The organism is Actinocorallia aurea (genome assembly GCF_054783995.1).
The window spans coordinates 93,746-117,457 of record NZ_BAAGPQ010000028.1; the positions used below are offsets into that span (position 1 = coordinate 93,746).

The following is a 23,712-nucleotide window of genomic DNA, read 5'->3' on the forward strand; positions in this document are numbered from 1 at the left end:
AATCGACGAGGTGCGGGCGGGCCGTCGGGGCCGCGTCTCGACTGTCCGGCGGGCACGGGCGGCGTGACGGTGGCCTCGGACATCCAGGGGCGCCCGTCGAGGAACCCCTTGCAGGTGAAGGTGCGTGGATCGGCAAGGGGGTGGCACGGGGCGTCAACAACGGGGGTGGGTCTGTTGTGATCATTGGCCTTGAGGCACTGCTCCGCGTACCGCGCGACGACCACGCCGCCCCCGCCGCGACCACCTGAGCGGTCGCCTTCTTGTCCGACGTCCGGAACCAGACGAGAAGAGCAAGAGACCAATGCCGACAGAACACGAGATCGCCGCCGTCGAGCGGGCCAACGCCTCGGGCAGGACCCCCGTGGTCTTCGTCCACGGGCTGTGGCTGCTGCCCACCAGCTGGGACCGCTGGGCCGCGCTCTTCGAGGAGGCCGGATACGCGGCCGTCGCGCCGGGCTGGCCCGACGACCCGGAGACCGTCGCGGAGGCCAACGCCCATCCGGAGGCCTTCGCGGGCAAGGGCGTCGCCGAGGTCGCCGACCACTTCGCCGAGGTCGTAGGACGGCTGGAGCGCAGGCCGGCGATCGTCGGGCACTCCTTCGGCGGCCTGATCACCCAGATCCTCGCCGGACGGGGGCTGTCGGCGGTCTCCGTCGCCATCGACCCCGCCCCGTTCCAGGGGGTGCTTCCGCTGCCCGTCTCCTCGCTGCGATCGGCGGCGCCGGTGCTGGGCAATCCCGCCAACTACCACCGGGCGGTCCCGCTCACCTACGAGCAGTTCCGGTACTCCTTCGCCAACGCCGTCACCGAGGACGAAGCCCGCGAGCTCTACGCCGCCTTCGCCGTCCCCGCCCCGGGCGAACCCCTCTTCCAGGCCGCGGTGGCCAACTTCAACCCGTGGTCGGAGACCAAGGTCGACACCGGCAACCCCGACCGCGGGCCGCTGCTGCTGATCTCGGGCGAGAAGGACCACACGGTCCCGTGGGCCCTCACCAACGCCGCCTACAAGAAGCAGGCCCGCAACGAGGCCGTCACCGAGATCGTCGAAATCCCCGGCCGCGGACACGCGCTGACCATCGACAGCGGCTGGCGGGAGGTCGCCGAGACCTCGCTGCGGTTCGTCCGGCGGTTCTCCTGATCGCCGCGCTCCGGCGGCCGGCGTCAGCCGCCGGAGCGCCGGTGACGACGCCAGTCGCGTGGTGAGAGGCCGTAGGCCTCTTTGAAGACGCGGCTGAAATGAGCGGCGCTGACGAAGCCGGACCGGTGCGCGACGGCCTCGACGGTGAGACGCTCCGCGCCGGCGGAGACGAGAAGGCGACGGGCGTGCGCGAGACGCTGGTCGCGGATCCAGGGCGCGAGGCTGACGCCGGCCCCCGACATGACGGTGTAGAGCCGGCGCAGCGAGATCCCGTGCGCGTGCGCGATCCGGGCGGGGGTGAGGCCGTGGTCGGTGAGGCGGGCGCGGACGAACTCCAGGATCCGGCTCTCCAGGGCGGAGTCCAGGGCCTCGGCCGAAGCGCGGTCGTCGCGCAGGCGGCTGGTGAGCGCGGCGCGCAGTAGGTCGAGTGTCGGCGGGGCGAGCAGCTGCGCCTGGCGGGCGGTGAACCGCTCCTGCGCCTCGCCGAGCCGGCGCAGATGCCCGGACGCCAGTTCGGCCACCGGGTCACCGGAGCCGAGCCGGATCGCGGTGACCGCCGCGAGCGCGTCCGGCGTAAGCCCGAGGTCGCGCTGTGTGACCCGGAAGTAGTGCAGGTCGATGCCGTGGTCGTTGGCCAGCACATACGGCCGCTCGGTGTTGTAGACGGCGAAGTCCCCCGGCCGCAGGGACGCCTCCCGGCCGTCCTGGACCACGCCGCTCGTGCCCGACCGCTGGAGGCTCACGAACACCGACGGTTCGAGATCGTCGTTCACCAGCGCCCGGGTGCGCCGGATCGTCGTGGCGTTCGACCGCACGGTGCAGATGTTGATCCCCGCCACGTCGCTGATCCTGCCCGTGGCCATGATGCGGGCCGGATCCGGCTGGTGCTCGATCTCGACCCGCACGACCGCGTCCCAGATCACCTCGCGGATCGCCTCGGCACGATCGCGGGGGGAGACGGCGTCGGTGTCGAGGGTGAAGGTCATCTCCACTCCATGCGGCGATTCTAGAACGCCTTCCCTGGCCGGCAGGGAGCCCGCAGGGACGGACAACATCCGTGCACGAACGGAACAGTTCGGTCGAAGTGCCCTCGGCTGTGCGCAAAGTCGGTGGGCGCCGGCGCCTCACGAACCGGCGCCCGCGCCCGGATGCTCAGGGCGTGTGGGCGGTGCGGGCCGCCTCGACGAGCTCGCGCGTGTAAGGGTGCTGCGGCGCGTGCAGGACGGTGTCGCTGGGCCCCTGTTCGACGACGGTCCCGGCGCGGAGCACCGCGGTGTTCTGGGCGACGACGCGGGCCAGGGCCAGATCATGGGTGATGAAGAGCATGGCCAGGTCGTGCTCGCGCTGTAGCGACTGGAGCAGGTCGATGATGCCCGCCTGGACCGAGACGTCCGTCCACGGTCTGCACGGCCTTGTGGTACGGGGCGTTGTACTCGTCGTCCCAGAACCCGCACGGCTCGCTCAACCCCCGCCGCCGGGTCGGCGACTCCGTCGCGCTCGCCGCGGCCACGCTGGGCGGGCGCTCCCGGCGCGAGGCGCGCGCGGGACCGATGGCGACGTGGCAGCGCTGGCCGCGTCCGGCACCCGGGCCTGCTTCTGCCCGACGACCGAGCGCGATCTCGGCGACGGCATCGGCCCCGGCCGCGCCCTGCTGGACGCCGGCGTCGCGCTCTGCCTGGGCAGCGACAGCCAGGCGATCGTGGACCCGTTCGAGGAGACCCGGGCGCTGGAGCTGGACGAGCGGCTGGCCCACCGGGCGCGCGGCAGGTTTACCGGTGCCGAGCTGTTCGCCGCGGCCACCTGCCACGGCGCGCTCGGGTTCCCCGGCGCCGGGCGGATCGAGCCGGGCGCGGAAGCGGACCTCGTGACGGTCTCCCTCACCTCCCCGCGCACCGCCGGGGCGGACCCGGACGGCGTGTTCTTCGCCGCGTCCGCCGCCGACGTCACCGACGTCCTGGTACGTGGACGGCGGGTCGTCCGGGAGGGAGTGCACCGGGGAGTGGAAAGACCCGCACGCCCGCGCGGAGATGGCCCGCCTCCGCACGATTCGCTGACCCCGCCGCCACCCGGCGGAGCGGGCCGCCGAACATCGGCGGGGCGCTTTCGGCGTCGCCGGGGCGGAACGGGCCGCAGACGGCCTGATCGTGGCGATCCGAGAATGCGAACAGAATGCCGCCCGTGCGCAACGGCGTCGATCGAGGAGACACGGCGAGGGGCGAGCGCCTTCCTGTCCCGTCAGGCGTTCCCTCGCGGACCGTCGTTCGGTCCGGGTGGGGGGAGGAGGGCGATGAGGCGGGCTTGCCACAGGCGGAAGAGTTCGATTCTGAGGTCGTCCGTCAAAGAGGCTCCCAGGGAGGACAAGGGGATGGGCTCGCTCACTTGGCGGAGGAGATCGTACATGTCGGGCGAGATTGTCGCTCTCGGGCCGTCCATGTGGTCAAGGTAGATCTCGTGGACCACGGAGCCCGCGGAGTCCCGCCCCGGGTTCGTGTGCTCGGCGAGACGGGTCATGGGCCGGAACCGGACGGCCAGGTGGTCGATCTCCGCGGGGGAGGACCTGCGGCGGACGAGGAAGTCCTCGATGACCACGTAGTCCAGGTCGGTGGTGAGGTAGCAGGTCAGGACGTCGTCGACGGTCTGCACGATGGGCTCGGCGTTGTTGTTGAACGAGGTGTTCAGCAGGACCGGGGTGCCGGTGAGGTCGCCGAACGCGGAGACCAGCCGGTGGTAGGTCCCACCGGTCTCCTCGTCCACGACCTGGAGCCGTGCGGTCCCGTCGACGTGGGTGACGGCGCCGAGTTCCGCCCGCCGCTCCTCGCGGACGGGGAGGACGAACGACATGAAAGCGTAGTCCGCGGTCGTCTCCGGGAACGCGAAATAGGTGGCGGCGGCAGCCGCGGTGACCACCGGGGCGAAGGGCCGGTAGGACTCCCGGTTCTTGATCATCGAGTTGATCCTCGTCTGGTTGCCCGCGGGGCGCGGGTCCGCCAGGATGCTGCGGTTGCCGAGCGCCCTCGGGCCGAACTCGGACCGGCCCCGCGCCCAGCCGAGGACGCGTCCGTCGGCGAGCAGCCGCGCGGCGCGCGCGACGATGTCGTCGCAGCGCTCGAAGTCGACGCAGGCGCCCCACGCGCTGATCCTCCGCTCGATCTCGGCGGGCGAGCCGAGGTCGGGGCCGAAGTCGGCGCGGCGCAGCCGGCGCCGCGGGGGCGTGGCTCCGGTCAGCCGTCGCTCGGCGCAGAGCGCCGCGCCTTCGGCGGCTCCGGCGTCATGCGAGGCGGGGTGGACGTACACCTCGTCGAACAGTCCGGAGCGGAGGACGCGGCCGTTGAGACTTGAGTTGTGCGCGACGCCGCCGCTGAAGACCGCGGTGCGCAGGCCCGTCGCGGCGGCCCAGTGCCGCAGCACGTGCAGGACGATGTTCTCCAGCATCTCCTGGAGCCCCGCCGCCAGGTCCATGTGGTCCTGGGTGATCGGCTGCCCACTGCGCCTCGGCGGCACACCCCGGGCGAGGAACGCAGGGCCCAGGACGTTCTGGGCGAAGCCGCCGGGAGCGAGCTCGTAGTCTCCCTCGGGACGCAGCGTGTACAGCGAGTCGAAGACCTCGCGGTGGACCTCGGGTCGGCCGTACGGGGCGAGCCCCATGACCTTGTACTCGTCACCGAACCCGTAACCGAGCTGCATCGTGCCGAACAGGTACAGATAGCCCAGCGACTTGGACAGGGGATAGTCGGCCAGCGGCTTCAGCTCGCCGTCCTTGCCGAAGAAGACGGTGATGCACTCCTCCTCGCCTTGGCCGTCGACCACGAAGACGAGCGCGTCGTTCATGCCGGAACGGGCGTAGGCGGACATCCCATGCGTGGTGTGGTGCGGTGCGAAGTGCAGTTCCTCGGCCCGCAGCCCCCGGCCGTACCGCTCCTCGAACCACCCGCTGATCAGCTCGCGCGAGTAGCGCGCCGGTGTCCCCCGGTGCTGCAGGTAGAGGTGGTTGAGCGAGTCGTCGGCGAACTTCTCGGTGAAGTAGTACCCGACCGCGTCGAGCTCCCGGACGGAGCGGCCGGCCGCCTCCAGGCAGGCGCGAATGGCGTTCGCCGGGAACTTCGTCGTCTTCTTGATGCGGTTGAACCGCTCCTCCTCCACCGCCGCCAGGAGGACGCCGTCCTCGACCAGGCAGGCGGCGGCGTCGTGGAACTCGCCCCAGTGGAGCTGCGGGACGAGGTCCCTGTCCTCCGGGGAGAAATTGCCGCTGAGGCCGAGTGTCAGCATGGCGTCGCCTTTCCGATCGTCCTGCCGGGCTGGTCGAGGGTGAGCACGCGGCTCCGGTGCTCGGGGCGGAGCCGCGCGTAGGCGTCCGGCGCCCACCCCAGCAGGAGGAGGCCCGTGGGCCGCGTCACCAGCTCGGCAGCCCGCCAGCGCAGTTCCAGGGGCAGCTCCCGGTACAGCTCGGCGACCGTGCCGTCGGCGGTGTGGTCGCCGATGTCGAACACCGGGAGGCCGTCGATGCCGTCGAGCTCGAACGAGATGAGCGCGTGGTCGGGCACCGACATCCCGGCCAGCTGCACATGCCGCCACCCGCCCTGGCGCAGCAGGCCGAGCATCTCCTGAAGCCGGTATTCGCGCACGTACGGGGTCAGGAGGGCGTCGGCGAGAATGGAGTCGTAGGCGGCCGGGGAGATGTCGCCGAAATCGTGCCGCTCCTCGCCGTACCAGTCCTCGCTCAGGGCCGGGCAGACGCGCTTGGCGAGGTCGAGGCGCCGATCCGGGGGCAGGTCGCGGCCCAGGGTCAGGACGAGCTCCCGCTGGAGGCTCTCGTTGATCGTGCCGATGCTGTCGTACAGCCACAGGATCAGCAGGCCGCTGTCCGCCAGCGCCGAGCGCAGGTTGGCCAGGGCCGGGAGCGGGTCGGGGATGTGGTGGAGGACCCCGCAGCACCAGATGAGGTCGTACGGGCCGTCAAGGGGGACCGTGCCGAGGTCGCCCTGCCGGACCGCGGCGTTCGTGACGCCCGTCTCGGCGATGTAGCGGCGGGCGAGGTCGAGCGGCCCGGGTGCGAGGTCGATCCCGGTGACCCGCGCCCGGGGGAACTCTCCGGCCAGGCCCAGGAGCCTGTTCCCGGTGCCGCATCCCGCGTCCAGGATCCGCGACGGGTCGAGCCCATGGGAGCGGACCAGGCCTCCTATGGCCTCCATTCCGCTCGACGGGTGCGCGGCATCCGGGAGTGGAAAGGGAAACCGGGTGTAATGCTCGGCGACTTCGGATGCGACATCGTTCACCATTTTCCGGCCTCTCCTCCCATCGCCGCGGGGCCTGCTCGGCGGCCTCCGACGATAGGACGACCCAAGGGAACCGGATGCGCCGACACCCGCAACTCCTGCACATCGCGTCGGCGCATCCGGCCTTTTTATGCATTCTTGGAAAAGGGGCGGAATTCTTTTGGGGTGAGGCCGCGGGCGGTGTCGACGCGCCGGGTGCGGCATCCCCGCGGCCCGGCAGGTCCCTTCCTACGCTGGGCGTGATCATGAGTCGGCGTCGGCCTTCGGGAGGGGTTCTGATGCGCGGTGGGAAGGTGCTGGAGAGGTTCGGGCTCGGGGGGAAGACGGCGCTCGTCACGGGGGCCTCGCGGGGCATCGGGCGGGCCGTCGCCGTGGCGTTCGCGGAGGCGGGGGCGGACGTGGCGCTCGCCGCGCGGGACGTGGACGCGCTCAAGAAGGTGGCCGAGGAGGTCGAGGGCCGCGGCCGGAGCGCCGTCGTGATCGGCTGCGACCTCGCCGACTCCGCGCAGGTCGAGGCCATGGTGAAGACCGCGGTCGACGGCCTGGACGGGCTTGACGTGGTGGTCAACAACGCCGGGGTGATGCGCTGTGTCGGCCCGTTCACCGACCTTGACGAGGCCGACTGGGCCGCCACCCTGGGGGTGAACCTCGGAGGCGCGGTCGCGACGTGCCGGGCCGCGGCGCCGCACCTGCTGGAGAGCGGCGCGGGCTCGGTCGTCAACGTCGCCTCCATCATGGGCCTGGGCGGCATGCCGTTCGCGGCGAGCTACGCGGCGGGCAAGGCCGCGCTGATCTCGCTCTCGCAGTCGCTGGCGATGGAGTGGGCGCCGCACGGTGTGCGGGTCAACGCGCTGGCCCCCGGGTGGACGCACACCGCCAAGACGCACGCCGTCAGCAGCGACCCGGCGGGCTTCGACATCGCGGTGGCGTCCGTCCCGGCCGGACGCTGGGCCCACCCGGACGACATCGCCGCGGCAGCCCTCTTCCTGGCCTCCGACGCCTCCTCCTACATCACCGGGCAGTGCCTCGCGGTGGACGGCGGCTGGAGCGTCGATCTCGCCGGTCCCGGACTGCGCGGGATGCTCGCCTCGCTCGGCGGCCGGACACCGGTCGGCGACGACTGACGCGCGGCGCGGCGGACCGGAAAGGGAATCGGAAGCGCCCCATGCCGTCGTTTGACCGGACAGGTGATCTTGATGTGGTGCAGTCGAGTCCCGCACACGGACGAGGAGGCAGGCATGACGCAACAGGATGTGCTCGACGACAGGCAGGGGGCGCCGGCGGACCTGCGCGGCACGCCGGTACTGGAGGTACCGGGCAGGCTGACGACCGCGAACCTGGAGACCGCCGCGCACGGTCCGGTGCGCGTGGCGATGACCGGCGACACGGCCGAGCGCGTCGCCGCGGGACACGCCTACATGCGGTCCTGCGTCGCCGAGGGGCGCGACATCTACGGGATGACGACGGGGTTCGGGAACCTGGTCGGCTTCGCCGGGCGCGCGACGGAGCATGAGCAGTGCGAGGGCTTTCTCGACTTCCTGACCGCGGGCCATGGCCAGGACCTGCCGCCGGAGGTCATGCGGGCTACCCTGCTGGCCCGCGTGTGGTCGCTGGCCAAGGGCCGCTCCGCGGTGTCCCCGTCCGCGCTGCGGACGCTGATCGCCGTCCTGGAGACCTCGTTCGCCCCGGCGGTGCCGCGGATGGGCTCGGTCGGCGCGAGCGGCGACCTCATCCCGCTCGCCTACGCGGTGCGCGCGATGCAGGGCCAGGGCCACGCCTACGTCGACGGTGTGCGCCTGCCCGCCGCCGAGGCGCTCGACCGCTGCGGGATCGGCCCGCTGCACCTGGCCGGGCGCGACGCGGTGGCGCTGGTCAACGGCACGTCGGTGACGGCCGCGGCGGCGGGTCTGGCGCTGGCGAGCCTCGTCCGCTCGGTGAACACCGCGGTCACCCTCACGGCGCTGCTCGCCGACCTGCTCGGCAGCGATCCGGGCTTCGCCGCGGCGCCCACCCTCGCCGCGTTCGGCCACCGGCACGGCGAGGACGTCGCCGCGGGGCTGCGCGCCCTGCTGGACGGGACGGTGCCGACCGGCACCCGCCCGCTCCAGGAGCCGTACAGCATCCGGTGCAGCCCGCAGCTCATCGGCGCCGCGGCGGGCGCGCTGGACTACGCGGCGACCGTCATCGGCGACGACCTCAACGGCATCAACGACAATCCGCTGTTCTTCGCCGAAGAGCAGGTGGTCACGCACGGCGGCAACTTCTTCAGCCAGCCGGTGGCCTTCGCCGCGGACTCGATGTCGACCGTCGCGGTCCAGCTTGCCAATCTCGCCGAACGCCAGCTCGACCTGCTCACCGACACCCATCGCAACAGCGGCCTGCCGCCGATGCTGGCGACCGAGCCGGGCCGGCAGCACGGCGTGGTCGGGATGCAGATCGCGGCGACCGCGACGGTGGCGGCCATGCGCCGGGCGTCCGCGCCGATCTCGAACCAGAGCCTGCCGACCAACGGCCACAACCAGGACGTGGTGCCGCTGGGGACCCAGGCGGCCCTCACCGCGCTGGAGCAGGCAGGGCATCTGCGCTGGGTGCAGGGCGCGCTCGGCGTGGCGCTGCGGCAGGCCGGACACCTCAGCGCGCGCGGTACCACGGCGCCCGCGTGCGCGGCGGTGCTGCACGAGCTGGGCGAGGAGGTCGCGCCGATCGATCCGGACCGTCCCCTCGACCGCGACGTCCAGCGGGCGGCCGAGCTGCTCGACCGGCTCGCCGCGGCGCGGGCTCCCTGGCGCGGCGCACTGGCCGGTGCTTGAGAATTTCAGCACGCGGTTGTTACATGATCACTGTCCGTGGTCGGCGTCCGTCCGGCCATCGCCGATCGGCCTCCACGTGGGCCGCGAGGGAGATTCACCCCATGAACGACACCCAGCGCGAGCGGTTCGACCGCCTCTTCGACCACCTGGACGCCGACGGCTCAGGCTCCATCGAGTGGCAGGACTTCGAGATCCTGGCGCAGCAGATCATCGGCCGCACCGAGACCTCGCCGAACTCGTCGAGGGCCCGCGCTCTGCACGACGCTTACCGCAAGGGCTGGGAGGCCCTCACCAGCACGGCCGACCTCGACGGGGACGGGCGGGTGACCCGCGAGGAGTTCCTCTCCCGGATCAGCGACCCCGACGAAGGGGTGAACTCGCTCCGCGCCGCCATCCACGCGGTGAGCCAGGCGGAGTTCCAGGCGATCGACGCCGACGACGACGGCCGGGCCTCGCGGGAGGAGATCCTGCGCGTCCTGGACAGCCGCGGCTCCGACAAGCAGGAGGCCGTCGCGGCCTTCGACGCCCTGGACTCCGACGGCGACGGCCACATCTCGCTGGACGAGTACCGCACCGCCTGGGAGATCTACTACCGGGCCGACGGGCAGCACCCGGCCGACCACGGGCTCCACGCGATCTTCGCCTGATCCCGCAGGGCATGGCGCGGACCGCGCCGCACCGGCCGATCCGCGCCATGCCCGCCCACGGGTGCCGCAGCACGTGACCACCGAGCAGAGGAGCCGCATGACCGCCGCAGTTCAGCCCACCCGACCGGACTCCTTCGTGCGGGGAGCCACGGCAGGGCACTTCTCGTCCTACATCCTCGCGGTCTCCCTCTCGGCGGCCTGCGAACTCGGGATCCTCGACCGCCTCGCCGCCGAGGGCTCCTACCGCCTGGACACCGACGACCGGGAACTCGACCCTGTCGTGGTGGAGCGCCTGCTCAACGGGCTCCTCTGGGGCGGCATCGTGCGGATCGAGGACGGGGCGGCGCGGCCGGGCCCCGGATTCGCCGACGCCTACGCGGCCCGCGGCTACTTCTACTGGATGGTGCGCGGCTGCGGCGCGCTGTTCAGCGAGGCGCCCCGGGTGGCCCGCCGCGATCAGCGCGACGGCGCCTTCTACAGCCGCGACATGCGCGCGGTCGCGGTCGGCTCGCACCTGATCGGCGACACCGCCGTGGAGGGCCTGTACGACACGCTGCTGGACGAGCGGGAGTTCGGCACCCTGGCCGACCTCGGCTGCGGGTCCGGCCGCCGGCTGATCCGCGTCGCCGGGGACCGTCCCGGCGTCCGGGGCATCGGCGTGGACATCGCGCCCGCGGCCGTCAAGCTCGCCGCGCGGTCCGTCGAGGACGCGGCGCTGGCCGACCGGATCACGGTCTGCGAGGCCGACGTCCTCGACCTGCCCGAGATCCCCGGCGGGGAGCAAGTCGACGTGATCACCTGCTCCTTCATGGGGCACGACTTCTGGCCCCACGACAGTTGCGTCAGGACGCTGCGCGGGCTGCGCCGGGCCTTCCCCAACGCGGGCCGCCTCCTGCTGTGCGACGTGGCGCGCTCCACCGGGCGGCCGGGCCCGGACACCCCCATCTTCACCCTCGGGTTCGAGCTGGTCCACGCCCTGATGGGCGTCTACCTGCCGACCCGGGACGAATGGCTGGAGGCCTTCGCCGCGTCCGGCTGGCGCTGCGTCGCCGCCCACGACGTGACCGCCCCTCCCGGCGGCGTCATGTTCGAGCTCGAACCCGCCGCCGCGCATGGCTGACCCCGTGGCCGCGGCACCCGACCGGCGGCCCGTCGCGGTCCTCGGCCTCGGCCTGATGGGCTCCGCCCTCGCCGGCGTGTTCCTGCGGGGCGGGCATCCGACCACGGTCTGGAACCGCTCGCCGGAGAAGGCGGAGCCCCTCGTCGCCCTGGGCGCCCGGCGAGCGGCGACGGCCGCCGAGGCCTTCTCGACGGGCGGCCTCGCGGTGGTCTGCCTCAGTGACAACGACGCGGTCCTGCGGACGTGCGGACGTGCGGGCCGCGCGCTCGCCGGCCGGACACTGGTGAACCTCACCTCCGGCACGTCGCGCGAGGCGAGAGATCTCGCCGCCTGGGCGGCCGGGCAGGGCGCGGAGTACCTCGACGGCAAGCTCCTGGCGACCCCGGACACCATCGGCGCACCCGACACCGCGGTGCTCTACGGCGGACGGCGCGAGGTGTTCGACGCCCACCGCGCGGCCCTCCTGGCGATCGGCGGCGTCCCCACCCTCCTCGGCGACGACCCGGGACTGCCCGCGCTCTATGACGTCGCGCTCCTGGACATCCTGTGGTCGAGCCTGAACGGCTTCCTGCACGCGGCGGTCCTCGTCGCCACGGAGGACGTCAAGGCGGGGGAGTTCGCGCCTTTCGCCGACCTGCTGTTCACGGGCCTGCCCGCCTTCGTCTCCCGCTGCGCCCGGCAGATCGATGAAGGAGCCTACGAGGCCGAGGACTCCACCCTGGAGACGCACCTCCCGGCGACCGGGCACCTCATCGCCGAGTGCCTGGCCAGAGGTGTGGACGCCGAGCCGGCCAGGCGGCTCAGGGCCGTCATCGAGAAGGCCGTCGCGCAGGGCCGCGGCAAGGACGGCTACGCGAGCGTCGTCGAGCAGTTCGGGAAGGCTCCGGCCCCGCTGGAGCGCGGCGCCGGCTGACGATGCGGGACCGGGGGTGATGTCCACATGGCCGATGCGGAACTGCTGCGCGGCTACCTCAAGCGGGCCGTGGCCGACGCGGTGGAGAGCCGGCGCGGCCTGCGCGAACTCCAGGAGAGGGCGCGCGAGCCGATCGCGATCATCGGGATGTCCTGCCGCTACCCGGGCGGGGTGACCTCGCCCGAGGACCTGTGGCGCCTGGTGGCCGACGGCGTGGACGCGGTGTCCCCCTTCCCCGACGACCGCGGCTGGCCGCTCGGAGACCTCTACGACGCCGACGCCGACGCGCCCGGCAGGTCCTATGTCCGGCACGGCGGCTTCCTGACCGGCGCCGACCTGTTCGACCCGGCCTTCTTCGGCATGTCGCCGCGTGAGGCGCTGGCCACCGACCCCCAGCAGCGGCTCCTGCTGGAGACCGCGTGGGAGGCGTTCGAGCGGGGCGGGATCGTCCCGGAGTCCCTGCGGGGCAGCCCGACCGGCGTCTACGTCGGCGTCATGTACAACGACTACGGCTCCCGCCCGCTCCTGCCGCAGGGCTTCGAAGGCCACCTGTTCAGCGGCAGCGCGGGCAGCGTCGCCTCGGGACGGCTGGCCTACACCTTCGGGCTGGAGGGACCGGCGGTCACCGTGGACACCGCGTGCTCGTCCTCCCTCGTCGCGCTCCACCTCGCGGTGACGGCGCTGCGCCGCGGCGAGTGCGACCTCGCGCTGGCGGGCGGCGTGACGGTGCTGGCCACGCCCAGGCCATTCGTGGAGTTCTCGCGGCTGCGCGGCCTCGCGCCCGACGGCAGGTGCAAACCGTTCGCCGCGGCCGCCGACGGCACCGGCTGGGCCGAAGGCGCGGGCCTGCTCCTGGTGCAGCGGCTGTCCGACGCGCGCCGCGACGGCCGTCGGGTGCTGGCCGTCGTCCGGGGGAGCGCGGTCAACCAGGACGGCGCCTCCAACGGGCTGAGCGCGCCCAGCGGCCCCGCGCAGGAGAAGGTGATCCGCCGCGCGCTGGCCGACGCCGGGCTGGAGGCCGCCGACGTGGACGCGGTAGAGGCGCACGGCACGGGAACCCCGCTGGGAGACCCGATCGAGGCCCGCGCGCTGATCGCGGCCTACGGTGCCGGGCGTCCGGTGGACCGGCCGCTCTGGCTGGGTTCGTTGAAGTCGAACCTCGGGCATGCCGCCGCGGCGGCGGGGGTGGGCGGTGTGATCAAGATGGCGGAGGCGCTGCGCCACGGGGTCCTGCCCCGCACGCTGCACGCCGCGGAGCCCACACCCCGCGTCGACTGGGCGGGCGGCCCGCTGTCCCTGCTCGTGCACGCGCGCGACTGGCCGCGGGACGGGCGCCCCCGCCGCGCCGCGGTCTCCGCGTTCGGTTTCAGCGGCACCAACGCGCACGTCGTCCTGGAGGAGGCGGACGGCGCCGACGTGCCCGCGCCGCGGTCCCCGCGAGGCGCGTTCCCGGTGCCGTGCGTGCTGTCGGCGAAGTCGGCGGAGGCGCTGCGCGCGCAGGCGCGGCGGCTGGCGCAACTGCTCGCCGAGGACCCGCACCCCGGCCACGTGGATGTGGCGTTCTCCTCGGCGACGACCCGGGCGGCCCTGGCGCACCGGGCCGCGGTGGTGGCCGCGGACCGCGCGGAACTGAGCCGAGGACTCGCGGAGATCGCCGCGGACGGTCCGGGCCCGGTGCGCGGGGAACCGCAGGACGGGCGCCTGGCCTTCATGTTCACCGGCGGGGGAGCGCAGCGCGCGGGCATGGCGGCGGAGCTCTGCGCGGCCTTCCCGGTGTTCGCGGGGGCGTTCGAGGAGGTCTGTGCCGCGGTGGACGCGCATCTGCCCGGCCCGGTGCGGCAGGTGATCGCGTCCGGGGACGGGCTGGACCGGATCGACCACACGCTGGCCGCCACGTTCGCGGTGGAGGTGGCCCTGTACCGCCTTCTCGAGGAGTGGGGAGTGCGCCCGGACTTCCTGGTCGGACACTCACTGGGCGAGATCACCGCGGCCCACGTCGCGGGCGTGTTCTCCCTCGCCGACGCCGCCGCCCTCGTCACCGCCCGGGGACGGATGATGCGCGCGCTCTCCGACGGCGGGGCGATGGCCGCGGTGCAGGCCTCGGAGGACGAGGTGCGCCCGACGCTGGACGCCGCGGGACGCGCGGTGATCGCCGTGGTCAACGGGCCCCGCGACCTGGTCGTCTCGGGAGACGAGGACGCGGTGCTGGCCGTGGCCGCGCACTGGGCGCGGCGCGGCAGGTTCACCAAGCGGCTGCCGATCGGCTGCGCCTCGCACTCGCCTCGCATGGATCCGATGATCGAGGAGTTCCGCGCGGCTCTGCGCGGTCTGGACTTCCGTCCGCCGCGTGTCCCGATCGTGTCGACGGTGACGGGTGGGGTCGAGCCCGATGAGCGGTGGACGTCGGCGGACTACTGGGCGGAGCAGGTGCGTCGTCCGGTGCGTTTTCTCGACGCGGTGCGGACGCTGGAATCCCTCGGTGCGACGACGCTGCTGGAGGTGGGGCCCGGCGACGTGCTGGCCTCGATGGCCGAGACCGGCGCGGCGGAGGCCGTGGCGATCCCGGCCCTGCGCCACGGGGAACCCGAGGCGCGCGCGCTCATGGAAGCGGTCGGCGGGCTGCACACGCGCGGTGTGGACGTCGACTGGGCGCGCCTCTTCGCCGGGACCGGGGCTTGCCGCGTCGATCTGCCGACCTATCCGTTCCAGCGCGAACGCCTTTGGCTGCGCCCGGCCGCCCTCCCCGCGGAGGCTGGTGCGCACAGGTTCCTGGGCCCCGCCGTCGCCCTGGCGGGCCGCGACGAGACGGTCTTCACCGGCAGCCTCTCCCTGCGGGCGGCGCCCTGGCTCGCCGCACACGTCAGGTTCGGCGTCCCGGTCCTGCCGGGCTCCGTCCTGCTGGACCTGGCGCTGCGGGCGGGCGGCGCGGCGGGCTGCCCGGTCGTGGAGCGGCTGACGGTCCATGCCCCGCTCGCCCTCACCGCAGACGGCGAGGTCCCGCTCCAGGTCGCGATCGGCGCGCCGGACGAGAGCGGAGGGCGTCCCGTCACCGTGCACGCGAGGCCGGAAGGAGAAGGCGGGTGGACGGCCCTCGCCACGGGGGTGCTGCGCGCGGAGGACGATGCCCCCGCGCCGTTCGAGGAGGCCCCCGGCTCCCCGGAGATCATGCTTTCGCAGGAGCACGCGGCGGAGACCGGAGACTTCGCCGTGCATCCGCTGCTGCTGGAACCGGCCGCCGACGCGGGCCCACCGCGCCTCGCCATGGAGTGGCGCGGAGCGCGGACGCACCGCGCGGGCGGCCGGGCGGTGCGCGCCCTGCACACCCCGATCGGCGGGGGAGCGGTGTCCGCGCTGCTGACAGACCGGGACGGCGCGCCGGTCGGGTCCGTCGCGTCGGTCGAGGTCCGCGAGATCGCTCGCGCGGACCTCGCCGGAGCATCCCGTCCGCCCGCGCTGCACCACCTGACCTGGACCACCCGCCCCCTGCGGCGGCCCGGTGCGCCCGTCGCCTGGGCGACCCTGGGCCCGTGCCCGGATCCCGGCGTCCGGCGCCACGACGATCTCGCCGCGCTGCGCCGGGCCGTCGCGGCGGGCGAGCCGGTGGACGCGGTCCTGGCGTACCAGGGGCCCGTTCGGGGAGCCGACGCCGTCGCCGCGACGCACGAGGCGGCCGGCCGGTGCCTGGCGCTGCTGCGGGACTGGACCGCCGACGATGTCGCGCCCGAAGCGGTGCTCGTGATCGTCACCACCGGAGCGGTGGCCGCGACGGAGACCGACACGCCCGACCCCGGCGCGGCGGCCCTGTGGGGCCTGATCCGGTCGGCCCAGGCCGAGCACCCCGGGCGGATCGTCCTGGTGGACGCCGACACCGAGCACGTCGTGCCGGACGCGCTGTCCCCGCTCGTCGGCGCTGCGGAACCTCAGGCCGCCCTGCGCGACGGCCGCATCCTTCTTCCCCGGCTGAACCGGGTCTCCGCCGGAGGGAGGCCCCCGGCGTGGGCACCGCACGGCACCGTGCTGATCACCGGCGGCACCGGTGCGCTCGGGTCGGCGGTCGCCCGCCATCTGGCCGCCGTGCACGGGGTCACCCGCCTGCTCCTGGTCGGCCGCCGCGGCGAGAGGGCCACCGGCGCCGCACGGCTGCGCGCCGACCTCGCGGAACTCGGCGCGACCGCCGAGATCGCCGCCTGCGACGTCGCGGACCGAGAGGCGCTGGCCGCGCTGCTCGCCGAGGTGCCCGCGGCCCATCCGCTCACCGCGATCGTGCACACCGCGGGCGTGCCCGACAGCGGCCTGCCGGCCGTGCCCGACAGCGGCCTGCCGGCCGCGCTGACCCCGGACCGCCTGACCGCCGCGCTGCGCCCCAAGGCCGACGCCGCCTGGCACCTGCACGACCTCACCCGCGACGCCGACGTGCGGGCGTTCGTGCTGTTCTCGTCGCTCTCCTCGGTCCTCGGCGGCCCAGGACAGGCCGGCGACGCGGCGGCGAACGCCTTCCTCGACGGCCTGGCGCAGCACCGCAGGGCCCGGGGCCTGCCCGCGACGTCACTGGGGTGGGGGCTCTGGGACGTCGAGGGCGGTCTCCACGCGGGGCTGCCGGCCGCCCACCGGGCCGGGTACGCCCGCGCCGGGTTCCTGCCCGTCGGGGTCGCCGAAGGACTGGAGCTGCTCGACGCGGCGCTGGCCGCGGACCGGCCCGCCCTGCTCGTCGCCCCCTTCGATCTCGCGGCGGTCCAGGCCGATCCGCCGCGGCTGTTCCAGGACCTCGTCCCGGCCCCGGCCGCGCGCACGGACAAGGCGGGCACCGCCGGGTCCCGGTGGCCCGCCGGGATGACCGACGCCGAACGCGGGCGGCGCGTGCTCGACCTCGTGCGCACGGAGGCGGCCGCCGTGCTCGGGCTGCGCGACCCGGCCGCGGTCGACGTCCGGCTGCGGTTCCGCGACCTCGGGTTCGACTCGCTGATGGCGGTCGCCCTGCGCAACCGGCTGGGCGCGGCCTGCGGGTTCCGGCTGCCGGTGACCGCGGTCTTCGACCATCCCACCCCGGCCGCCCTCGCCGACCTCCTGCTCGCCCGGATCGCGCCCCGCGAAGCACCGCCGTCGCCCGCGCTCGCCGCGCTGGACCGCCTGGAGGAGGCGCTGGCGTCCGCTTCGGGCGAGGACGGCCGGGCCGTCGCCGACCGGCTCGGGGCACTGCTGCGCCGGCTGCCCGCCCACCCGGACGACACGGCCGGCTCCCAGGACCCTGAGCACGACCCCGCGCACGACCCCGCGCACGACCTCGCCTCGGCCTCGGCCGACGAACTCATGGCGCTCATCGACCGCGAACTCGGCGATACGGCGCCCTGGGCTCCTGCGCCGCACCCGGAAGGACACGAGGCACCGACATGGCCGACGACGAAAGGCTGACCGAGTACCTGAGGTCGGTCACCGGGGAACTGCGCAGGGCGCGCGGCCGCATCGCCGAGCTGGAGCGGCGGGAGCCCATCGTCATCGTGGGCATGGCGTGCCGCTACCCGGGCGGGGTCGCCTCGGCGGGCGACCTGTGGCGGCTGGTCGCCGAAGGCCGCGACGCCATCACGGAGTTCCCGGCCGACCGGGGCTGGGACCTCGACGGCCTCTACAGCGCCGACCCGGACGCGCCCGGCACGTCCTACACCCGCGAAGGCGGCTTCCTGGAGCACGCGACGGAGTTCGACGCGGCGTTCTTCGGCATCTCGCCGCGCGAGGCGCTCGCGATGGACCCGCAGCAGCGGGTGCTGCTGGAGACGGCCTGGGAGGCCCTCGAACACGCGGGCCTCGACCCGGCCACGCTGCGGGGCACGGCCGTGGGCGTCTTCGTCGGGGCGGTGGAGCAGTCCTACCTGGGGCTGCACGGGCCGACCGAGCTCGAAGGCCATCTGATGACGGGCAAGTTCGGCAGCGTCGCCTCGGGCCGCGTCTCCTACACTTTCGGCTTCGAGGGCCCGGCGATCACCGTGGACACGGCGTGCTCGTCCTCGCTGGTCGCGGTGCACCTGGCGGCGCGCTCCCTGCACGCGGGCGAGTCGTCGCTCGCGCTGGCCGGAGGCGTGACGGTGATGGGATCGCCGGGCGGGTTCGTGGACTTCGCCAGGCAGCGCGGGCTCGCCGCGGACGGCCGGTGCAAGTCGTTCGCCGCGGCGGCCGACGGCACGAGCTGGGCCGAGGGGGCCGGCCTCCTCGTGCTGCAGCGGCTGTCGGACGCCCGGCGCGACGGGCACCGCGTCCTCGCGCTCCTGCGCGGGTCGGCGCTGGGCCAGGACGGCGCGTCCAACGGCCTCGCGGCACCGCACGGGCCCGCGCAGGAAAGGGTGATCCGCCAGGCCCTGGCCGACGCGGGCCTGCGACCCGCCGACGTCGACGCGGTAGAGGCGCACGGCACCGGCACCCGCCTCGGCGATCCGATCGAGGCTGGAGCTTTGCTGGCGACCTATGGGGCCGCGCGTCCGGTGGACCGGCCGCTCTGGCTGGGTTCGCTGAAGTCGAACATCGGCCATGCGGCGGCGGCCGCCGGGGTGGGCGGTGTGATCAAGATGGTGGAGGCGCTGCGGCACGGCGTCCTGCCCCGCACCCTGCACGTCGACCGGGCGACGCCGCTCGTCGACTGGTCGGCCGGGGCCGTCGAGCTCCTCACCGAGCGGCGGCCGTGGCCGCGGACGGACCGGCCGCGCCGGGCCGCGGTCTCCGCGTTCGGGGTGAGCGGCACCAACGCGCACGTGATCCTGGAAGAGGCGCCCGAGCCCGGCGCGGACGCCGAGACGGGTACCGCGGTGCCGCTCCCGGTGGTGCCGTGCGTGCTGTCGGCCAAGTCGCCCGAGGCGTTGCGCGAGCAGGCGCGGCGGCTCGCGGCGCTGCTCGCCGGGCAGCCGGGCGTCGGCCTGCTGGACGCCGCCTTCTCCGCGGCGACGACCCGGGCGGCGCTGCCGCACCGGGCCGCGGTCGTGGCGGCGGACCGCGCGGAGCTGATCCTCGGGCTCGGCGGGATCGCCGAGGAGGCCGCGGACGGGTCGCGCGGGCAGGAGCAGGACGGGCGGCTCGCGTTCATGTTCACCGGCGGGGGCGCGCAGCATCCGGGGATGGGCGGGGGACTGCGCGCGGCCTTTCCCGTGTTCGCGGAGGCGTTCGACGCGGTCTGCGCGGCGCTGGACGTCCATCTGCCGGGTCCGCTGCGGCAGGTGATCGAGTCCGGGGACGGGCTGGACCGGATCGACGCCACGCTGGCCGCCACGTTCGCGGTGGAAGTGGCCCTGCACCGGCTCTTCGAGAGCTGGGGCGTGGTTCCGGACCTCCTGGTCGGGCATTCGCTGGGCGAGATCACCGCGGCCCACGTCGCGGGCGTCCTGTCCCTGCCGGACGCGGCCGCGCTGGTGGCCGTCCGGGGACGGCTGATGCGCTCGGTGTCCGGCGGAGCGATGATCGCCGTCCAGGCCGCCGAGGACGAGGTGCACCCGACGCTGGACGCCGCGGGCGGAGCGGTCGTCGCCGCGGTCAACGGGCCCCGCGACGTCGTGGTCTCCGGCGATGAGGAGGCCGTGCGCGCGGTGGCCGCCCACTGGGAGGGAAGGGGCCGCCAGGTCAAGCGGCTGCCGATCGGCTGTGCCTCGCACTCGCCCCGCATGGACCCGATCGTCGAGGAGTTCCGCTCGGCGTTGCGCGGTCTGGACTTCCGCCCGCCGCGTGTTCCGATCGTGTCGACGGTGACCGGGCGGGCGGAGCCGGGTGACCGGTGGACGTCGGCGGACTACTGGGCAGAGCAGGTGCGCCGTCCGGTGCGTTTTCTCGACGCGGTGCGGACGCTGGAGTCCCTCGGCGCGACGACGCTGCTCGAGATCGGGCCCGGCGACGTGCTGGCGTCGATGGCCGAGACCGGTGCGGAGAAGGCGGCGGTGATCCCCGCGCTGCGCCACGGGGAGCCCGAGGCGCGCTGCGCCGTCCGCGCGCTGGGCGCGCTGCACGTCCGCGGCACGGGGGTCTGCTGGCCCGCGTTCTTCGCCGGAAGCGGCGCCCGCCCGGTCGAGCTGCCGACCTACCCGTTCCAGCGTGAGCGCTACTGGCTGCGGCAATCCCCGGAGGGGCCTGCGGAACAGGGCGGGCATCCCTTCGCGGGCCCGCCCGTCGTCCTGGCGGCCCGCGACGAGGTGGTCTGCACCGCGACGGTGTCCGCCCGGTCGGCGCCCTGGCTGCGCACTCTGTCCGGCTCTCCCGTCCTCCCGGCCGCGGTGCTGCTCGACCTCCTGGTGCGGGCGGGCGACGAGGTGGGGTGCGCCGTCGTCGACGAGCTCGTGCTGCCGGGCCCCGTCGTGCTGCCCGAACGCGGGGCCCTGCGGCTCCAGCTCGTCATCGGCCCGCCGGACGCGACGGGCGGACGCGGGTTCACGGTCCACGCGGGCGGGGCCGGGGACTGCCCTGAGTGGACGGCCTTCGCCTCCGGCACGGTGCGCCGCGGCGCCGGCGGACCCGCGTGGGACCTCACCGCCTGGCCGCCCCCCGGTGCCGAGCCCGTCGCCTTGGAGGAGGCGGGCTGCCTGACGGCCGTGTGGCGCGACGGCGGCGACGTGTACGCCGAAGCCGTCCTGCCTCCCGGTACCCCCGCGGACGGGTTCGGGCTGCACCCCGCGCTGCTGGACGCCGTGCTGCGCTGCGCGGGCGCGCCGGGCGAGGTGGACCGGTGCCGTGACGTCCGTCTGCACGCGGTCGGCGCGACCGCCGTCCGCGCCCGGCTCGGCGCCGACGGGACGGTGCGCGTGGCGGACCCGACCGGAAGGCCCGTGGCGTCCCTCGGCGCCTTCGGTGTTCGCCGGGTCGCGGCGGAGGAAGTGGAGGCGGTGCGGTCGGGGGCCCGCGACGCGCTGTTCCGGATCGCGTGGCATCCCGTGGCCCTCATTCCCCGGGGAGGCGACGGGCGCTGGATCCTCCTGGACAGCGCGGGCGAATCGGCCCTGCCGTGCCAGGAAGTGCGCGCCGCGCTGGGCGATCCCGCGGTGTTCGGCGGCCTGGACGCGGCGCTCCGCGCGACCGCCGGAGGCGAGGCCCTGGTCGTCCCCTTCCTCTACCCGCCGGGCGGCGACGTTCCCGCCCGCGTCCACGACGCGACGCGCCGGGCTCTGGAGCTCGTCCGGGCGTGGGCCCGGGACGAGCGGGCCGCCGAGCTGCCGCTGGTCGTGGTGACGCGGGGCGCGGTGGCGACGGAGCCCGGCGGGGTGTCCGACCTGGTGTCCGCCCCGATCTGGGGCCTGCTGCGGTCGGCGCAGACCGAGATGCCGGGCCGCATCAGCCTGGTCGACCTGGACGGCGATCCGGCGTCGGCGACGGCCCTGCCCGCGCTCGCGGCGTCCGGCGAGCCGCAGGCCGCGGTCCGCGGCGGCCGGGTGCTGGTACCGCGCCTGGCCCGTCTCGGGGCCGGTGCCGCCCCCGTGCGCGAGGTGTGGCGGCGGGACGGCACGGTGCTGATCACCGGGGGCACGGGTGCCCTGGGCGGCCTGTTCGCGCGGCACCTGGTCCGGGCCCATGGCGTCGGCCATCTGCTGCTGGTGAGCCGCCGCGGTCCCGAAGCGCCCGGCGCGGCCGCCCTGGCCGCCGAGCTCACCGGGCTCGGCGCCGAGGTGACCGTCACCGCCTGCGACCTCGCCGACCGCGCGGCCCTCGCCGGCCTCCTCGCCGCGATCCCCCGCCCGCTCAGCGCCGTCGTGCACACCGCCGGCGTCCACGACGACGGGCTGATCACCGCGATGAGCGCCGAGCGGCTCGGCGCCGTGCTGCGGCCCAAGGCGGACGCCGCATGGCACCTGCACGACCTGACGCGCGGCCACGACCTGTCGGCCTTCGTGCTGTTCTCGTCCATCGGCGGCGTCCTCGGTGGCGCCGGGCAGGCGAACTACGCGGCGGCCAACACCTTCCTCGACGCGCTCGCCGAGCACCGGGCCGGACTCGGCCTGCCCGCGACGTCGCTCGCCTGGGGCCTGTGGGAGGGCGTCGGCGGCATGGACGAGGGGCTCAGCGAGGCCGACCGGGCCCGCATGGCCCGCTCCGGCCTGCGCCCCGTCACCGCGGCCACCGGCCCGCGCATGCTCGACACGGCCCTCGGCGAGGCGCCGGCCGCCCTCGTGGCCACCCCGATGGACCTGGCGGTACTGCGCGCCGGACGCGGCACGGCATCCCTGCTGTTCGGCGACCTGGCCCGGAACACGGGCCGACGGGACGTGCGCGAGGGCGCCGCCGGAGCCGAGCCGCTGGCCGAGCGGCTGGCGGATCTGCCCGCAGAGGGCGGGCACGCGCTCGTGCTCGGCGTCGTCCGCACCGAGGCCGCGCTCGCGCTCGGCCACGCGGGCCCGGACGCGGTCGGCCCCGGCAGCCTCTTCACCGACCTCGGCTTCGACTCGCGCATCTCCGTCGACCTGCGCAACCGGCTCGCCGCCGCGACCGGGGTCCGGCTGCCCGCCTCGGTCGTCTTCGAGCACCCCACCCCGGCGGAGCTGGCCGACCGGCTGTGCGCCGAACTGCTCGGCACGGCGTCCGCCCGCACCGTCGACTTCGCCGCCGGGGTCCACCTCGACGAGGACGTGCGGCCCGCCCGCGCGGTGGACCGCGCGGTCGGTGACCCGGGCGAGGTCCTGCTGACCGGCGCGACCGGATTCCTCGGCGCGTTCCTGCTCCGCGACCTGATGCGCACGACGCGCGCCCGGATCCACTGCCTGGTGCGCGGCGCCGACCGGGCGGACGCCGAGCGGCGGCTGCGCGAGAACCTCGCGTGGTACCGGATCGCCGACCAGGTCGATCCGGCGCGGCTCGCGGTCGTCGCCGGGGACCTCGCCGCGCCGCGCCTCGGCCTCGCCGAAGCGGAGTTCGACGACCTCGCGCGGCGCGCGGACGCCGTCTACCACGCGGGATCCGCGGTCAACTGGCTCCTGCCCTACGCGGCGCTCGAAGCCGCCAACGTCGGAGGCGTCCGCGAGATCCTGCGGCTGGCGGCCCGGCACCGGACCGTCCCGGTGCACTACGTGTCCAGCACGGGGGTGTTCCGCGACGCGCCGGAACGCCGCGCGCCGTTCGCCGCGGGCGACCCGGTGGGCCCGCCGGAAGCGCTGTCGAACGGGTACCGGCAGAGCAAGTGGGCGGCCGAGCAGGTCATCGGGATCGCACGCGAGCGGGGGCTGCCCGTGACGGTGTACCGGCCCGACTTCCTGTGGGGCGACCGGGCGGGCGGCGCCTGCCAGACGCGCGACTTCGTGTGGCTGAGCCTCAAGGGCATGATCCAGGCCGGCGGGGCGCCCGCCGGCCTGTCCGGGACCGTGCACATGGTGCCGGTGGACTACGCCTCCGCGGCGATCCTGGAGCTGTCCCGCAGACCGGAGGCCGCCGGGCGGACCTTCCATCTGTACGCCGAGCAGGGCGTCGCGTACCTCGATCTCGTGGACCGCCTCAGGGCGGCGGGTTACCGGATCCCCGAGCAGGACCCGGCGTCCTGGCGGGCCGCGGTGCTGGACGACCCCGGCAACGCGGTCCGGCCCCTGCTCGACGTCTTCCTGCGGATCCTGGACGGGGGGATAGGCACCCCGCCGGTCGATGTGACGGAGACCGAGAAGGCGCTCTCGGGCACCGGCATAGTGTGCCCGCCCCTCGACGGCGGGCTGTTCGCGAAGTCCGTGGAGTTCTTCGTCGCCTCGGGTTACCTGCCCGCGGCTCCACGGCACGCCGACCGGGCCCGGGAAGGCGTCCCGGCCCCGTGATGAGCCTTGCGGCGGGCCTGTGGCGAGCCCCTGGAACGACCCTGTGACGACCCTGGAGGTGGCA

At 74.7% G+C, this 23,712-nt stretch carries 12 protein-coding genes and 1 pseudogene; 9 read left to right on the plus strand and 4 right to left on the minus strand.

Features of this window, described 5'->3' with window-relative positions; translation table 11 throughout:
- Window positions 1-301 precede the first annotated feature (301 nt).
- A complete protein-coding gene (locus tag ACYVOM_RS31460) occupies window positions 302-1,138 on the plus strand; it encodes an alpha/beta hydrolase (protein WP_460307190.1) in 837 nt (278 codons plus the stop codon).
- Between the two features lie 23 nt (window positions 1,139-1,161).
- Here ACYVOM_RS31460 and ACYVOM_RS31465 read toward each other — a convergent pair whose 3' ends face one another.
- Together ACYVOM_RS31465 and ACYVOM_RS31470 are read right to left on the minus strand one after the other, a co-directional pair.
- The gene (locus tag ACYVOM_RS31465; protein ID WP_460307191.1) at window positions 1,162-2,124 is read right to left on the minus strand and encodes a helix-turn-helix domain-containing protein; all 963 of its coding nucleotides are present in this window, start codon (window positions 2,122-2,124) and stop codon (window positions 1,162-1,164) included.
- Between the two features lie 166 nt (window positions 2,125-2,290).
- Window positions 2,291-2,464, minus strand: coding sequence for an ABC transporter ATP-binding protein (locus ACYVOM_RS31470; protein WP_460307192.1), 174 nt, complete (start codon window positions 2,462-2,464; stop codon window positions 2,291-2,293).
- A 43-nt stretch (window positions 2,465-2,507) separates the two neighbouring features.
- On the opposite strand from ACYVOM_RS31470, the pseudogene ACYVOM_RS31475 reads away from it, so the two are divergent.
- Window positions 2,508-3,101 (plus strand): annotated as a pseudogene (locus ACYVOM_RS31475) (amidohydrolase family protein); the annotation flags it as partial.
- 272 nt (window positions 3,102-3,373) lie between these two features.
- Here ACYVOM_RS31475 and ACYVOM_RS31480 read toward each other — a convergent pair.
- Together ACYVOM_RS31480 and ACYVOM_RS31485 are read right to left on the minus strand one after the other, a co-directional pair.
- Window positions 3,374-5,404, minus strand: coding sequence for a carbamoyltransferase family protein (locus ACYVOM_RS31480; protein ID WP_460307193.1), 2,031 nt, complete (start codon window positions 5,402-5,404; stop codon window positions 3,374-3,376).
- Window positions 5,398-6,327: a class I SAM-dependent methyltransferase gene (locus ACYVOM_RS31485; protein WP_460307194.1), complete on the minus strand. Its 930-nt coding sequence runs from the start codon at window positions 6,325-6,327 to the stop codon at window positions 5,398-5,400. The genes ACYVOM_RS31480 and ACYVOM_RS31485 overlap by 7 nt, the downstream gene beginning before the upstream one ends.
- Before the next feature lie 362 nt (window positions 6,328-6,689).
- On the opposite strand from ACYVOM_RS31485, the gene ACYVOM_RS31490 reads away from it, so the two are divergent.
- The 7 genes from ACYVOM_RS31490 (at window position 6,690) to ACYVOM_RS31520 (ending at window position 23,648) form a co-directional block, all read left to right on the plus strand.
- Window positions 6,690-7,535 (plus strand): SDR family NAD(P)-dependent oxidoreductase, encoded by an 846-nt coding sequence (locus ACYVOM_RS31490; protein ID WP_460307195.1) that lies wholly within the window; start codon window positions 6,690-6,692, stop codon window positions 7,533-7,535.
- A gap of 114 nt (window positions 7,536-7,649) precedes the next feature.
- Complete coding sequence (locus ACYVOM_RS31495) at window positions 7,650-9,221, plus strand: aromatic amino acid lyase (protein ID WP_460307196.1); 1,572 nt, start codon at window positions 7,650-7,652, stop codon at window positions 9,219-9,221.
- A 101-nt stretch (window positions 9,222-9,322) separates the two neighbouring features.
- Window positions 9,323-9,868, plus strand: coding sequence for an EF-hand domain-containing protein (locus ACYVOM_RS31500; protein ID WP_460307197.1), 546 nt, complete (start codon window positions 9,323-9,325; stop codon window positions 9,866-9,868).
- 97 nt (window positions 9,869-9,965) lie between these two features.
- Window positions 9,966-10,988, plus strand: coding sequence for a methyltransferase domain-containing protein (locus ACYVOM_RS31505; protein ID WP_460307198.1), 1,023 nt, complete (start codon window positions 9,966-9,968; stop codon window positions 10,986-10,988).
- On the plus strand, window positions 10,981-11,901 hold the full coding sequence (locus tag ACYVOM_RS31510) for an NAD(P)-dependent oxidoreductase (RefSeq protein WP_460307199.1): 921 nt from the start codon (window positions 10,981-10,983) through the stop codon (window positions 11,899-11,901). The genes ACYVOM_RS31505 and ACYVOM_RS31510 overlap by 8 nt, the downstream gene beginning before the upstream one ends.
- A gap of 27 nt (window positions 11,902-11,928) precedes the next feature.
- On the plus strand, window positions 11,929-17,310 hold the full coding sequence (locus tag ACYVOM_RS31515; RefSeq protein ID WP_460307200.1) for a type I polyketide synthase: 5,382 nt from the start codon (window positions 11,929-11,931) through the stop codon (window positions 17,308-17,310).
- Window positions 17,289-23,648, plus strand: a complete 6,360-nt coding sequence (locus ACYVOM_RS31520; RefSeq protein WP_460307201.1) for a thioester reductase domain-containing protein — start codon at window positions 17,289-17,291, stop codon at window positions 23,646-23,648. Before ACYVOM_RS31515 ends, ACYVOM_RS31520 begins: the two co-directional genes overlap by 22 nt.
- Window positions 23,649-23,712 lie beyond the last annotated feature (64 nt).